Annotated in this window: 12 protein-coding genes and 1 riboswitch; of the genes, 7 read left to right on the top strand and 5 right to left on the bottom strand. The window is 71.4% G+C overall.

Translation table 11 applies throughout. From position 1 onward, the window contains the following. Nucleotides 1–146 precede the first annotated feature (146 nt). Nucleotides 147–560 (top strand): YchJ family protein, encoded by a 414-nt coding sequence (locus tag F4558_RS08270; RefSeq protein WP_167943708.1) that lies wholly within the window; start codon nt 147–149, stop codon nt 558–560. Between the two features lie 14 nt (nt 561–574). On the opposite strand, the gene F4558_RS08265 is transcribed toward F4558_RS08270, so the two are convergent. Next, entirely contained in the window at nt 575–1,840 is a 1,266-nt protein-coding gene (locus tag F4558_RS08265) for an MFS transporter (protein ID WP_167943707.1), read from the bottom strand. Nucleotides 1,841–2,084: 244 nt separating this feature from the next. Then, the gene (locus F4558_RS08260; RefSeq protein WP_053656222.1) at nt 2,085–3,137 is read right to left on the bottom strand and encodes a mechanosensitive ion channel family protein; all 1,053 of its coding nucleotides are present in this window, start codon (nt 3,135–3,137) and stop codon (nt 2,085–2,087) included. A gap of 196 nt (nt 3,138–3,333) precedes the next feature. Here F4558_RS08260 and F4558_RS08255 point away from each other — a divergent pair, with 196 nt between their 5' ends. The 3 genes from F4558_RS08255 (at nt 3,334) to F4558_RS08245 (ending at nt 7,131) form a co-directional block, all read left to right on the top strand. Beyond that, entirely contained in the window at nt 3,334–4,464 is a 1,131-nt protein-coding gene (locus F4558_RS08255) for a peptidoglycan recognition protein family protein (RefSeq protein WP_167943706.1), read from the top strand. 127 nt (nt 4,465–4,591) lie between these two features. Further along, nucleotides 4,592–6,166 (top strand): FMN-binding glutamate synthase family protein, encoded by a 1,575-nt coding sequence (locus F4558_RS08250; RefSeq protein WP_167943705.1) that lies wholly within the window; start codon nt 4,592–4,594, stop codon nt 6,164–6,166. Between the two features lie 440 nt (nt 6,167–6,606). Beyond that, the gene (locus tag F4558_RS08245; protein ID WP_167943704.1) at nt 6,607–7,131 is read left to right on the top strand and encodes a GNAT family N-acetyltransferase; all 525 of its coding nucleotides are present in this window, start codon (nt 6,607–6,609) and stop codon (nt 7,129–7,131) included. Nucleotides 7,132–7,147: 16 nt separating this feature from the next. Here the strand turns inward: F4558_RS08245 and F4558_RS08240 are convergent, their stop codons facing one another. Further along, entirely contained in the window at nt 7,148–8,146 is a 999-nt protein-coding gene (locus F4558_RS08240) for a helix-turn-helix transcriptional regulator (RefSeq protein ID WP_312877290.1), read from the bottom strand. Nucleotides 8,147–8,268: 122 nt separating this feature from the next. On the opposite strand from F4558_RS08240, the gene F4558_RS08235 reads away from it, so the two are divergent. The 3 genes from F4558_RS08235 (at nt 8,269) to F4558_RS08225 (ending at nt 10,443) form a co-directional block, all read left to right on the top strand. Further along, entirely contained in the window at nt 8,269–8,706 is a 438-nt protein-coding gene (locus F4558_RS08235; protein WP_167943703.1) for a VOC family protein, read from the top strand. 101 nt (nt 8,707–8,807) lie between these two features. Further along, the gene (gene dinB / locus F4558_RS08230; RefSeq protein WP_167943702.1) at nt 8,808–9,995 is read left to right on the top strand and encodes a DNA polymerase IV; all 1,188 of its coding nucleotides are present in this window, start codon (nt 8,808–8,810) and stop codon (nt 9,993–9,995) included. A gap of 94 nt (nt 9,996–10,089) precedes the next feature. Further along, on the top strand, nt 10,090–10,443 hold the full coding sequence (locus F4558_RS08225; protein WP_053656230.1) for a hypothetical protein: 354 nt from the start codon (nt 10,090–10,092) through the stop codon (nt 10,441–10,443). A 73-nt stretch (nt 10,444–10,516) separates the two neighbouring features. Here the strand turns inward: F4558_RS08225 and F4558_RS08220 are convergent, their stop codons facing one another. Continuing rightward, the gene (locus F4558_RS08220; RefSeq protein WP_167943701.1) at nt 10,517–11,200 is read right to left on the bottom strand and encodes a LysM peptidoglycan-binding domain-containing protein; all 684 of its coding nucleotides are present in this window, start codon (nt 11,198–11,200) and stop codon (nt 10,517–10,519) included. Nucleotides 11,201–11,202: 2 nt separating this feature from the next. Next, nucleotides 11,203–11,376, bottom strand: a riboswitch (cyclic di-AMP (ydaO/yuaA leader). 220 nt (nt 11,377–11,596) lie between these two features. Then, nucleotides 11,597–13,513, bottom strand: a complete 1,917-nt coding sequence (gene htpG, locus F4558_RS08215; protein WP_167943700.1) for a molecular chaperone HtpG — start codon at nt 13,511–13,513, stop codon at nt 11,597–11,599. Between the last annotated feature and the right edge of the window lie 89 nt (nt 13,514–13,602).

The raw sequence follows: 13,602 nt of genomic DNA, 5'->3' as shown, positions 1-13,602 counted from the left end.
GCTCCCCGCGATCTTGCACTTTGGGTCGCCGGTATGGGGGGTTTCTCACCTATGCGGGGGCAGGAAGTGCAAGATCGCGGGGAGGGGTGGGGGAGCGGGGAGGGGTGGGGCGGGATTCAGGACGCGGGTGGGGCAGGATTTGGGGCATGGGTTCTGCGCGGCGGCGGGCTGGGGCGACTGTGGGGCGGGTGTGCCCGTGCGGCTCTGGTCAGGCGTACGCGGACTGTTGCGCCCCCGCGCACGGCGGCGACAAGCCAGCGCCGACGGCGGAGACGTTGATGCGCTCCCGGTTCAGCGCCTTCGCCCTCGGCGACACCGACTACCTGCTGCGGAGCTGGCACTCGTCGACCCGGCCCACGTCCCTGGAGCTTGATCCGGGGCAGCGGTGGATCCGCCTGGAGATCGTCGAGACCGAGCGGGGCGGCCTGCTCGATGCCACCGGCACTGTGACGTTCCGCGCCCACTACCGGGACGCGGGTCGGACCGGCACGCTCACCGAAACCAGCCGCTTCGTCCGCGAGGACGGTCGGTGGGTCTACCTCGACGGTGACCAACTCTGACGGCTGTCCGGAGGTCAGCGTCCCGGTCCCGTCGACCGCGGAGACGAACCGAGGTGGGCAGGCGACCGACGCTGGGTGACCAACACGAGCGCCACCACGAGGTACACCCCGGCGGTCAGCGCGAACGCCACCGCGTTGCTCGCCACCGTGGCGAGCAGGCCGTAGCCGGCGTAGGTCACGATGATCAGCACGTCGGTGGCCATCCCGGCCAGGGACGTCACAGTGGCGCGGCTGGTGCCGGTGATCCGGGCCTGGAGCCGCGCGTCGGCCAACACCGTCGCCAGTTGCGCGGCACCGAAGGCCACAGCGATCAGCACGAAGCCGGCCGGATGCCCGATCAGTGCGCCGCCGGCCAGCGCGACCGCGACCAGGGCCAGCAGCGCCGCGTATCCCCGCGTGCCCAGCCGCTCCCCCGCCGGGGCGAGGAGCCCGCCGACTGTCACCCCGGCCCAGAGCAGCAGAAGCAGGAGGGGTACGGCCTTCGCCCCGACGCCGGTGTCCAGAGCGAGCAGCGGAGTGAACTCGTCGAGCGCGCCCCAGTCGGCGGCGACCACGGCGACCAGCAGCACGGCAGCCCGTACCGGCGGGTGGGTGCGGACCTGCGCCACCCCGGCCCGCATCGTCTCCCACCAACCCGGGTCGTCGGCATCGTCCTGATCGGATACCGGGGCATCCGACGCCACGGTCGACGTCCGACGATGCTCCGGGAAACGGGTGGCGACGGCGGCCGCCAGCAGACAGGCGAACACGGTGGCCACACCGACCGCCGGATATCCACCGAAGGCGAGCACCGGGCCGGCGAGCACACCGGTCACCACCACGCCCAGCACGCCGGCCGTCCGCGCCCGGCCGAGCACCCGGGCGTACCGGCCGGCGGCGCCGAGGCGGTCCAGTTCGGTGAAGACGAGCGCCTCCAGCGCACCGGAGACGAGCGCACCGCCGGCGCCCCAGAGCAGAAACCCGACAGCGAACGCGGGGTACGACGGAACAAGCACCCAGAGCGCGAAGCCGGCCCCGGTCACCAGCGGGGCGAGGCACAGCAGCAGCCGACGGGACACCACGTCGGCCCACACGCCCGACGGCACCTCGAACACGATGCCGGCGGCAGACCAGAAAACGAAGAGCGACGAAATCTGCCCCACCGACAACCCGGTGTCGGCGAAGAGCACCACGTACAGCGGGTAGAGCAGGACGAGGTCACTGAGGAACGCGTACCCGTAAAGGGTGACCGTCAGCCGGCGGACCGCCGGGTCGGGCGGGCGTGAGGCGAGGTGGGTCATGGGGCCTTCCCGTGGGAGTGGAAACGGACACCGGACGTGCGGTGCCCGTGGTGGCCCACGGGAACGGCCTGCGGCACTGGATCAATGTCGCCAGGTCATGTCGGCGATGCTAGACGCGCCGCGCGCCGCCGGCCAGCGGTTTCGGCCAGCGGTTTCGGCGTGCCGGACGGGAACGGGGCGGGATCCGCATGGATCCCGCCCCGACGTCCCTCTGCCGGTCAGCGCCTGTCGGCGCTGCTCGTGGTCAGCGCCGGTCCATCGGCGGGATGACAGTGGTGGCCTCGATGTCGTCGTTGGCACGCTGCCCGGGAACCGCACCACCGCCGACCACCTGCGTGGTGTCATCGGTCCGCCGAGGCGCCGCGGCGTCGGGCGTGCCGCCCGTGACCACCTGGGTGGTGTCGGAAGAGGTCGACGGGCGTACCACCTGCGTCGCGTCCGGGTCGCTCGGGCGGGTCACGATCTGGGTGGCCTCCGGGTCGCTCGGACGGGCTCCGAACTCGGTGGCCTCCGGGGCACTCGGACGGGTCACCACCTGGGTGGCCTCCGGGTCGGTGGCCGGGGTCTTCGACCTGGCCTGTTCGGCTTCGGCGTCACGGCGGCCGGCCTGGTACGCGCGGGCGTGCGCGGCGATCTGCTGCGACTCCTGCTCGGCGCGGGTCAGCCAGGACTCCCAGCGGTTCTGCATGGGCCGGATCAGTCCCCCGCCGACGCCGACGACGAGGATGCCGCCCACTGTCGCCAGCACAGCGATCAGCACCGGCGTGGTGACTGCTGTCGCCACACCGATCTGGTTCAGCGCGGCGATGACGCCCAGGCCGAGGATGAACACCGACGCGATGGTGGCCAGCACCCTGCCGTACGACAGGCCGCCGAGCGCGCCGCTGATGAGGTCCTTCACGGCGTTGGCGATGGCGGCGGCTACCACAACGATGACGATCGCGACGAACGCCCGCGGCAGCCAGGAGACGACGCCGGCGATCAGGTCGGAGACCGGGTTCGGCCCCCAGATGCCGAAGGCGATCTGGAGGGTGACAAGCAGCAGACCGTAGTAGACGAGCTTCGCGACGAGGTCGCTGGCGTCGTACCGGGAACGGCTCAGCGCCCGACGGATGCCGCCGCGCTCCACGGCGCGGTCGAAGCCCACCCGCTCCAGGACCTTGTCCACGATCTTCCGCGCGGCCTTGGCGATCAGCCATCCGGCCACCAGGATCGCCACGAAGGCGACGGCCTTGGGCAGGAAAAGCATCACCGAGCGAAGGGCGTCGCCCACCGCGTCGCTGACGTTGTCTCTCATCGGGTTTCCTCCACGCGTGGCTGCCGGGATGGTCGACCCCGACCTACCCCCGCCATCATGTCCGGAAACGCCGCCGCCCGAAACGTGATCAACTCGGACTCTAGCGCCCGGGCGAGTCCTGGCAATATCCTCCGGAGCGGAATGCGGTCACTGGAGTTAGTTTTCATCCCCCGCCACGGCCGCAGGAGGAGATGTCATGCACCTCGACCATTCCGAAGTGGACCGCCGGACGCTGCTGCGGGCCGGTCTCGGCGCCGCCACGGTCGCCGTGGTCGGGAGCGAACTCGCGTTCCCGGGCGCCGCGTACGCCGGCCCCGGCACCGACCTGGACTGGATCATCAGTTGCGACGAGTGGGACGCCCGGCCGCCAAAGGACCCGCTGGCGGTCAGCGCCATCGCCACCAACAAGATCATCGTGCACCACATGGCATTTCCGAACGTCACCGACTACTCCCGTGAGCAGGCCGTCAAGCTGGCCCACGACTGCCAGGACCTGCACATGGACGGCAACGGGTGGTCCGACACCGGCCAGCACTTCACGGTCAGCCGCGGCGGGTACGTCCTGGAGGGACGCCGGGGCAGCCTGGAACGCCTCGAAGCCGGCGACCGGCAGATGATCTCGGCGCACTGCCCGGGTGAGAACGGTCGGGCCATCGGGATCGAGAACGAGGGCACGTACGTCACCGAGACACCGCCTAAGGCTCTGACCGATTCCCTCGTCAAGCTCTGCGTCGCCGTCTGCCGACAGTACGGTCTGCACGCGCACGACATCTTCGGCCACTGGGACTTCCGCACCACCCAGTGCCCGGGCGCCGCCTTCTACCGGGAGTTCCCGGCGCTGCGCCGACGGGTGTTCGCCGCCCTCGGCACCAAGCTGGGCGACGTACCGGCCCGCCGCTGGCCGGACCTCTGGCGCTTCGTCAACTCGCCGTCGGTCCGCGTGGTGCAGCACCTGCTGGCGTTCCGCGGCTACGCGGTGACTGTCAGCGGCACGTTCGACGCCGCGACGGTGGCGGCCGTGCAGGACTGGCAGGCCCGCAACGGCATCGCCGTGGACGTCGACGCCACGCTCACCGCTCCCACCTGGGAAACCCTGGTGCCCGAACTGGACCAGCACGCCAGCGGCCCGCCGGTCACCGCCGTGCAGGAGATCCTCGCCACCAAGGGGTACGCGGTCACTGTCACCGGCGCGTACGACCACGCCACCCGACGCGCCGTGCAGGATCTCCAGGCGCTGCACGGGTTGCCCCGCAACGGCAAGCTCAGCACGAGCACGTGGTGCACTGTCGTCGGCGGTACGGTCCGCCAGTCCTTCCAGCACCGCTGACCGCACGCCCGCCACGCGCACAGGCACGCCGGGGGTGACGCGAGTTCACGTCGCCCCCGGCCTGAGCAGGGCAGGTGTCACCGCTGCGCCGGTTTGGCAAGGGTCGTGGGCGGAAAGAGTGCCGGACATGAAATGGGCCCGTCGAGCCGTACCCGCCGTTGCAGCCGCCGTCGCCGCGCTCGCCGCGCGGGACCTGATCCAGCGTGACCACGCGCTGCTGCGCAACTTCCCGGTGCTCGGCCGAGCCCGCTATCTGTTGGAGGCTCTCGGGCCGGAGCTGCGGCAGTACATCGTGGCGGGCAACGACGAGGAGCGGCCGTTCACCCGCGACCAGCGCCGCTGGGTGTACGCGTCGGCGAAACAGCAGAACAACTACTTCGGCTTCGGCACGGACAACGACATCGAGCACACCTCCGGCTACCCGATCATCAAGCACCGGACGTTCGGCCGGGCGGTGCCGCCGTCCACTCCGACGGCGGGGCACGACGTGCGGCTGCCCAGCGCGAAGGTGCTGGGTGCGGCCCGGGGGCGACCGCGCGCCTTCCGGCCGGAGTCGGTGGTCAACATCTCCGGGATGAGTTTCGGCTCGCTGTCCGGCAACGCCATCACCGCGCTCAACAAGGGCGCCGCGCTCGCCGGCTGCCTACAGAACACCGGCGAGGGCGGCCTGTCGCCGTACCACCGCAACGGTGGTGAGTTGGTCTTCCAACTCGGCACCGCGTACTTCGGCTGCCGCGACGAGCACGGCCGGTTCAGCCTGCCCCGGCTGAAGGACCTGGTAGCCGGCGCGCCGGTCAAGGCGTTGGAGATCAAGCTGAGCCAGGGCGCGAAGCCCAGCCTGGGCGGTCTGCTTCCCGGGGCGAAGGTGTCCGCCGAGATAGCCGCCACCCGAGGGATCCCCGCCGGGCAGGACTGCGTGAGCCCGTCCCGGCACGCCGAGTTCTCCGACTGCGACAGTCTGCTCGACTGGGTGGAGCTGCTGGCCGCCGAGACGGGCCTGCCTGTCGGCATCAAGTCGGCGGTCGGCGACATGGGCTTCTGGGAGGAACTGGCCACCCTGATGCGGGACACCGGCCGGGGCGTCGACTTCGTGACGGTCGACGGCGGCGAGGGCGGCACCGGCGCCGCACCGCTGATCTTCACCGACTCGGTGTCGTTGCCGTTCCAGCAGGGCTTCTCCCGGGTCTACAAGGTCTTCGCCGAGCGTGACCTGCACGAGCAGGTGGTGTTCGTCGGCGCGGGAAAGCTCGGCCTGCCGGACAACGCGATAGTGGCGTTCGCGCTCGGCTGTGACCTGGTCAACGTCGGCCGGGAGGCGATGCTGTCGATCGGCTGCATCCAGGCGCAGAAGTGCCACACCGACACCTGCCCCACGGGTGTGGCGACCCAGAACGCGTGGCTGGCGCGCGGGCTCGACCCGGCTCTCAAGTCGGTCCGGGCCGCCAACTACCTGCGGACGCTGCGCCGGGACCTCATGAAGGTCGCCGAGGCGTGCGGTGTGGAGCACCCCGGCCTGATCGGCACGGACGCCGTGGAGATCCTTAATGGCCGCACCGGCGCCACGCCACTGCACGAGGTGTACGGCTACCAGCCCGACTGGGGTATGCCCTCCCCCGCCGACCAGAAGGAGATAGTCCGGCTGATGATGCCGGAGGCGCCGCAGGGCGGCAGCGCCCCACCGTCGGCCACCGCCGTCGGCTGAGGTCCCGGCCGCCCTCCCCTGACGCAGCAGCCCTGGCCTGACGCTTGGGCCCAGGAGCCGAGGCCGTGGGCGTGGCTCTGGACATGGGTGTGGACGTGCCCTCGCCCCGCGCGTGACGAGGGCCTTGGCCGTAGACGAGGGCCTTGACCGTGGACGAGACGGAGGACGAAGGCGGGCCGGGGCGAAGGCGAGCCCCGGCGGCGGGCCGGGCAGAGGGCGGAGGCGAGCCCCGGCGGCGGGCCGGGCAGAGGGCGATGGCGGGGTTCCCGTGAGCTTGATACCTCAGAGTCATATTGATGACTCAGAGGTATCAGCCGTTTAACAGGTGCCTGCCCCGGCCGGGTCGGCTTCAGGTTGCCGCCCGGGTATCACGGCCGCGGACCACGGTGACGCGCGATAAACACATGGAGTTGCCGACACATGGCACCTATGGTGGCGCGGTGCTGATCAGACGCGAGACACCCGCCGACGTCGATGCCATTCGGGCGGTGCACTCCGCTGCCTTTGCCGCGGCGGGCGGCGGTGACGGCGTGCCAGTCGAGGCGACGCTTGTCGACGCGCTGCGCGGCGACGAGGGCTGGCTGGCCGCGTACTCCCTGGTGGCGACCGATTCGGACGGCCAGGTGGTGGGGCACGTGGTGGCCACCCGGGGTCGGGTGGCCGGCCAGCCGGTGGCGCTGGGCCTGGGGCCGGTCGGGGTGCTCCCCGACTGGCAGCGGCGCGGCGTGGGCAGCGCCTTGATGCACGCGGTGCTCGGCGCGGCCGACGCGCGCGACGAGCCGCTGGTGGTGCTGCTCGGGCACCCCGACTACTACCCGCGCTTCGGGTTCCGTCCCGCCGTCGAGTTGGGCATCACCCCGCCGCAGCCGTGGGGTCCCCAATACTTCCAGGCACGGCCGTTGAACGCCTGGCGCGAATCGATCCGCGGAGAGTTCCGCTATGCCCGACCGTTCGAAGACCTGTGACCCGGGCCGTCCGTCGCTAGGCCACGTCGCCCGGTGCCGCGACGCCTGGTGACCCCGGCGCGGCGCCGGCCATCGCCGCCAGGCGGTGGGCGAGCTGGGCGGCGGCCTGACGCAGCTCTGGAGGCTCCAACACCTGCACGTCGAGGCCCAGGCGTGCGATGTGCGCGGCGAGCCAGTCCAGGGTCTCGCCTCCGACGACCAGCAGGCACCACCCGTCGCCGTCGTCCTCGACCCGCCCGACCTGGGGCGGCACCAGCTCCCGCACCCGCTCGGACGGGGCGTGCACCCGCACCCGGGCGAGATACCGGTACGGCGCCCCGGTCACGGACCGCTGCACGAACGCGACAGGGTCCGGGTGCTCGCCCAGGCGGAAGCGCCAGGTAGTGGTGACCGCGTCGCGCATCCGGTCCAGGCGGAACGTGCGCCAGTCGTCGCGGTCGACGTCCCGCGCCATCAGATACCAGCGGCGGCCGGTCGTGACCATGCGGATCGGCTCGACAGTCCGTTCCCGGTCGGCACCGTCACGGCCGGCGTACCGGAACCGCACCCGCACCGCGTCGCGGCAGGCGCGGGCGAGCGTCACCAGCAGCTCCGCGTCGATCTCGACGACCGGTCCGATGAGGGTGTCGGTGGCGCCGTGCACGGCCCGCACCTCCGCGCGCAGCCGCGCCGGCATCACCTGGTCCAGCTTCGTCAGCGCCCGCAGCGCCGCCTCGCCCGCACCGGCGACCGTACCTCCGGACGCCAGCCGCAGGGAGACAGCTGTCGCGATCGCCTCCTCGTCGTCGAGCAGCAGCGGTGGCAGCCGGGTGCCCGCGCCGAGGCGGTAGCCACCGCCGACGCCCGACGTGCCGTGCACCGGGTAGCCGAGAGTGCGCAGGCGTTGCACGTCGCGGCGGACGCAACGTGCGGTGACGCCGAACTCGGCGGCGAGTTCGTCGGCGGTCCAGGACGACCGCCGCTGGAGCAGCGCCAGCATCCGCAGCACCCGCTCGGTCGTCGCCTCCACGGTCACCGGCCGATCGTTGCACAGATCGCGGAACGTTCCTGTCCGCCGGCTGCGGAAGGCTGGGACCATGACCGACCACACGAGAACCACTGGCGACATCCGGCAGAACCGACGGGAGGCGAGCTGACATGGCCCGCGAGGTGCAGATAACGTTCGACGCCGCCGACCCGGGCGCACTTGCCGCGTTCTGGGCCGACACCCTCGGCTACGAGGTGCAGGGCCCGCCGGGCGACTTCGAGTCCTGGGATCAGGCGCTGGAGGCGATGGGCGTGCCGCCGGAGAACCGCAACGACGCCTCGGCGGTCGTCGACCCCGCCGGGTCGGGGCCACGCCTGTTCTTCCAGCGGGTGCCCGAGGGCAAGCAGGCCAAGAACCGCGTACACCTCGACGTGCGGACCGCCCCCGGGCTGACCGGCGACGAACGGATGGCGGCGCTGGAGGCGGAGGCCGACCGGCTCGTCGGGCGCGGTGCCAGCCGGCTCGCGCGGCACGAGCCCGCTCCCCCGCTCAACGCCGGTCACCTCGTGCTGGCCGACCCCGAGGGCAACGAGTTCTGCCTCGACTGAGCTGGCCCCCGGGCCGCGTCGCGAGAGCCACGCGGGGGCCGACACGTCCGCGTTCACCCAGCTCACTGCCGTGATCGCACACGTCATGCGAACATATGTACGTGTCGCCCGGAGCCAGCATCCTGCACGCCGACCTGGACGCGTTCTACGCGTCGGTCGAGCAGCGTGACGACCCGCGTCTGCGCGGCCGGCCGGTGATCGTCGGCGGCGGCGTGGTGCTGGCTGCCAGCTACGAGGCGAAGGCGCGGGGCGTCCGCAGCGCGATGGGTGGGCAGCAGGCGCGGCGGCTGTGCCCGGACGCGATAGTGGTGCCGCCCCGGATGTCGGCCTACACGCGGGCAAGCCGGGCGGTGTTCGAGATCTTCCGGCAGACCACGCCACTGGTCGAAGGGCTCTCCATCGACGAGGCGTTCCTCGACGTTGGTGGCCTGCGGCGGCTGGCCGGTGCGCCTGTGGACATCGCCGACCGGCTGCGCCGGGAGGTCCGCGAGCAGATCGGCCTGCCGATCACGGTGGGTGTGGCGCGCACGAAGTTCCTGGCGAAGGTGGCCAGTGGGGTGGCGAAGCCGGACGGGTTGCTTGTCGTCGCGCCCGACGCCGAGGTGGCGTTCCTGCACCCGCTGCCAGTGGAGCGACTCTGGGGCGTCGGCCCGGTCACCGCCGCGAAGTTGCGGGAGCGCCGGATCCGTACCGTCGGCGAGGTCGCCCGGCTCGGCGAGGCGGCGTTGGTGTCCCTGCTCGGCGCGGGCACCGGCCGGCACCTGCACGCCCTGGCGCACAACCGTGACCCGCGGGCGGTGCAGGTCGGCCGGCGGCGCGGCTCGATTGGCGCGCAGCACGCGCTGAGCCGCACCCCGCACGCGGCCACGGAGCTGGACGCCATCCTGGCGGGCCTTGTCGACCGGGTCACCCGGCGGATGCGGGCGGCTGGCCGGTCCGGGCGCACGGTGCTGCTGCGGCTGCGCTTCGGCGACTACACCCGGGCAACCCGCTCGCACACAGTGCGCAAGGCGACCGCGGACACCACGCCCCTGCTCGCCGCCGCGCGGGCGCTGCTGCGTACGGCGCTGCCGGAGATCGACAGGCGGGGCGTCACGCTGATCGGGGTGTCGGTGGGCAACCTCGACGACAACCCTGTGCAACCGGAGTTGCCGTTCGACGCCGTCCCCGGGGCGGACCTGGACGCCGCCGTGGACGCGGTCCGGGACCGGTTCGGGTCGACGGCGTTGACCCGCGCGGTGCTGTTGGGCCGGGATTCGGGTGTCGAAATGCCTCTTCTGCCGGACTGATCCGCCTGGTGGCGGCGGATATCACAGCAGCTGGAGGGTTTAGCGACGGCATGATCGGAGACGTTGTGACGATCAGCCTTGAGGGGGGACCACCATGTCCGACGACAGCAGCAACCGCGCGAGCCGGCGTGCCGAGCGTCCGCACGACGTGACCGACCCGCTGCTGTGGCAGCTGGCGCTCGACGTGCTCGACGCCCACGAGCCGACCGAGGACGGCGTCTGCGGCAACCTGCTCTGCGCCGGGGAACCGTACCCATGCGCGGCGCGCGGGAACGCTGAACAGTCGCTGCGGCTCGCCCGAGGCGGGGCCGAGACACCGCCGACGGCCGCCCCGCAGTGGGACGGCCACGACGAGACACCGGACAACTGGTCCACCCAGGAGTCCTTCCACCCGCGGCGGACCCGGTCCGGCGAAGCGGTCTCGGCGTCGCGGGCTTCGGCCGCCTGACGCCTCCGCCACGACAGCGACACGCCAGCGGGCGCCCGACCGGAATCCGATCGGGCGCCCGCTGTGTCGTACGTCAGAGGCTGAGCCGCTGCCCGGGGAAGATCAGGCCCGGGTCGGCGCCGACGACCTGCCGGTTGCGCTCGTAGAGGGCCTGCCAGCCGCCGTCCTGCCGGTGGCTCTGCGCGATCTCCGACAGGGTGTCGCCCGACTTCACCACGTAGATGTCGCCGCTGGCCGCCGGGGCGGTGCGCTTGTTACTGCGGGTCGCCGGCTGCTCACCGCGCGACGACCGCTGGGCGGGCTTGTCGGCCTTCGGAGTGGACTTCGACTTGGCGGTCGACTTCGACTTCGTGGTGGGCTTCGTCGAGGACTTCGTGTCCGAGCCGCCCGACGCCCCGGCCTTCTTGCCGCAGGTCGGCCACGCGCCGATGCCCTGCCCCTTGAGCACCTTCTCGGCGATGGTGATCTGCTCGCTGCGGCTCGCCAGGTCGGCGCGGGCGGCGTACTTCTTGCCGCCGTAGCCGGCCCAGGTGCTCTGCGAGAACTGCAACCCGCCGTAGTAGCCGTTGCCGGTGTTGATCTTCCAGTTGCCACCGGACTCGCACTTGGCGATGGCGTCCCAGTTGACGGCGGCCTGGGCCGGGGCGGCCGGGCCGAAGAGCGCCACGGCACCGGTGACCGCGCCGACGGCCAGGGTGCCGACGGCGATACGGCGGGTGCTGACCCGTCGATGACGGGGGGTGTAGACAGACGTCATGAGTGTGCTTCCTCCACGCCGGCGAGGTGAGCTGTCGGGTTCGGGCCGAGGAGCCCGGCCGCGCGATGGCGGCTTCACCCCGAGGTGACGATGCACCGAGGAACGTTTGGGTCCCCCGCTCCTGCCCGGGTGACTGGGTTCCGACGACCGGGGGCAGGATTTGGCGTTACCGGTCGTGGCGTCCGCGATGGCGGACCCGACCGACGTTAGGCACGGCCGGCATCGATCGCCCAACCCCTGTGAAGTTCTTCACCGGGGCACGCTGAGCGGCGCGCTCAGCGGTTGCGGGCGGCGTTCAGCTGTGCAGCGACCATGATGGACCGCTTCCGATCAGGTCTGCCGCTCCCCGGCCGGTGGAGCCCGACAACGCGGGGCACCACCGGCCGGGGCACCTGCCTACAGGGTGCGGGCCAGCCGGTCGGCGAGCGTACGGGTGAAGCGGGCCGGGTCGGCCAGGTCGCCGCCCTCGGCGAGCACCGCCAGGCCGTACAGCAGCTCGGCGGTTTCGGTGAGGGTCTCGGCGGAATCGCCCTGCTCGTGGGCCTTGCGCAGCGCGGCTACCAGAGGATGACCGGGATTGATCTCCAGGATGCGCTTCGTCGACGGGATCTCGTGCCCCATCGCCCGGTACATCTTCTCCAGTGTCGGCGTGAGGTCGTGCGCGTCACCCACCACACAGGCCGGTGAGGTGGTGAGCCGCGACGACAGGCGGACCTCCCGGACGCTGTCGGCAAGGGTCGTGCCGAGCCAGTCCACGAGCGCCGCGAACTCCTGCCGCTGCTGCTCGCGCTCGGACTCGGCCTGCTGCTTCTCCTCGTCGGTGTCCAGGTCGACCTCGCCCTTGGCGATCGAGCGCAGCGGCCGGCCGTCGTACGTGCCGACCCGCTCCACCCACACCTCGTCGACAGGGTCGGTGAGCAGCAGCACCTCGTGGCCCTTGGCCCGGAACGCCTCCAGGTGCGGGGAGTTCTCGATGGTGGCCCGGGAGTCGCCGGTGGCGTACCAGATGTCGCTCTGGCCGTCCTTCATCCGGGAGACGTAGCCGGCCAGGTCGGTGAGCTCGGCCGGGTCGTGGGTGGAGGCCACCGACAGGATCTCCAGCAGGGTGTCGCGGTTGTCGGTGTCGTCGATGAGCCCTTCCTTGACGACAGTGCCGAACTCCTTCCAGAAGGTCTGGTAGCGCTCGGCGTGGTTGGCCTTGAGGTCCTTGACTGTGGCGAGGACCTTCTTGACCAGGCGGCGGCGGACGATCTGGATCTGGCGGTCCTGCTGGAGGATCTCCCGGGAGATGTTCAGCGACAGGTCGTGGGCGTCGACCACTCCCTTGACGAAGCGCAGGTAGGTGGGGACCAGCGCCTCGCAGTCGTCCATGATGAACACGCGCTTGACGTAGAGCTGGACGCCCCGGCGGCCCTGCGGGGAGAACAGGTCCAGTGGGGCGTGGCTGGGCAGGAAGAGCAGCGCCTCGTACTCGAAGGTGCCCTCGCCCTTCATGTGCACGACCTCGAGCGGGTCGGCCCAGTCGTGGCTGACGTGCTTGTAGAACTCGTTGTACTCGGCGGCGTCGACCTCATCGCGGGGTCGCGCCCAGAGCGCCTTCATCGAGTTGAGGGTCTGCACCTCGCTGGTGGGGTCCGCACCGTCGGTGCCGGGGCGTTCGACGGTCATCCGGATCGGCCAGGCGATGAAGTCGGAGTATCGCTTGACGATCTCGCGGATGGTCCACTCGGCGGTGTAGTCGTGCAGGTTGTCCTCGGTGTCGGCGGGCTTGAGGTGCAGGGTCACCGCCGTGCCCTGGGGTGCCTCGGCGACGGGCTCGATCGAGTACGTCCCCTCGCCTGTGGACTCCCAGCGGGTGCCGCCGGTCTCGCCGGCCTTGCGGGTCAGCAGGGTTACCCGGTCGGCGACCATGAACGCGGCGTAGAAGCCGACGCCGAACTGGCCGATCAGGTCCTGCGAGGCGCGGGCGTCGGCGGACTCCCGTAGTTGGCGCAGCAGCTCGGCGGTGCCGGACTTGGCGATCGTGCCGATCAGCCCGACCACCTCGTCGCGGGTCATGCCGATGCCGTTGTCCCGGACGGTCAGGGTGCGGGCGTCCCTGTCGACCTCGATGGCGACGTGCAGGTCGTCGGTGTCGGCGGCGAGGTCCTTGTCGACAAGCGTGGCCAGCCGCAGCTTGTCCAGCGCGTCGGACGCGTTCGAGATGAGTTCCCGCAGGAAGACGTCCTTGTTCGAATAGATCGAGTGGACCACCAACTGCAGGAGCTGACGCGCCTCAGCCTGGAACTCCAATGTCTCGGCCTGGTTGCTCACACCGTCTCCCTTCTCGGCTCGTGCGGAGGTTCGCCGAAAGGATACGAGCCGTCACGGGCGGGGCGGTGGCCGCATCCGAGTCGTATTCC

The sequence above is a fragment of the Micromonospora profundi genome, from assembly GCF_011927785.1.
GTDB classification, from domain to species: Bacteria; Actinomycetota; Actinomycetes; order Mycobacteriales; family Micromonosporaceae; genus Micromonospora; species Micromonospora profundi.
Note: the sequence above shows the minus strand (reverse complement) of the source record. Positions and strands in the feature narration are given on the sequence as shown.

Bases quoted from the DNA above. Each gene is read 5' to 3' on its own strand.
- F4558_RS08225 (WP_053656230.1), top strand. From the start codon at position 10,090: ATGTCCGACGACAGCAGCAACCGCGCGAGCCGGCGTGCCGAGCGTCCG.
- F4558_RS08270 (WP_167943708.1), top strand. From the start codon at position 147: ATGGGTTCTGCGCGGCGGCGGGCTGGGGCGACTGTGGGGCGGGTGTGC.
- F4558_RS08220 (WP_167943701.1), bottom strand. From the start codon at position 11,200: ATGACGTCTGTCTACACCCCCCGTCATCGACGGGTCAGCACCCGCCGT.
- F4558_RS08235 (WP_167943703.1), top strand. From the start codon at position 8,269: ATGGCCCGCGAGGTGCAGATAACGTTCGACGCCGCCGACCCGGGCGCA.
- F4558_RS08255 (WP_167943706.1), top strand. From the start codon at position 3,334: ATGCACCTCGACCATTCCGAAGTGGACCGCCGGACGCTGCTGCGGGCC.
- F4558_RS08260 (WP_053656222.1), bottom strand. From the start codon at position 3,137: ATGAGAGACAACGTCAGCGACGCGGTGGGCGACGCCCTTCGCTCGGTG.
- F4558_RS08250 (WP_167943705.1), top strand. From the start codon at position 4,592: ATGAAATGGGCCCGTCGAGCCGTACCCGCCGTTGCAGCCGCCGTCGCC.
- F4558_RS08265 (WP_167943707.1), bottom strand. From the start codon at position 1,840: ATGACCCACCTCGCCTCACGCCCGCCCGACCCGGCGGTCCGCCGGCTG.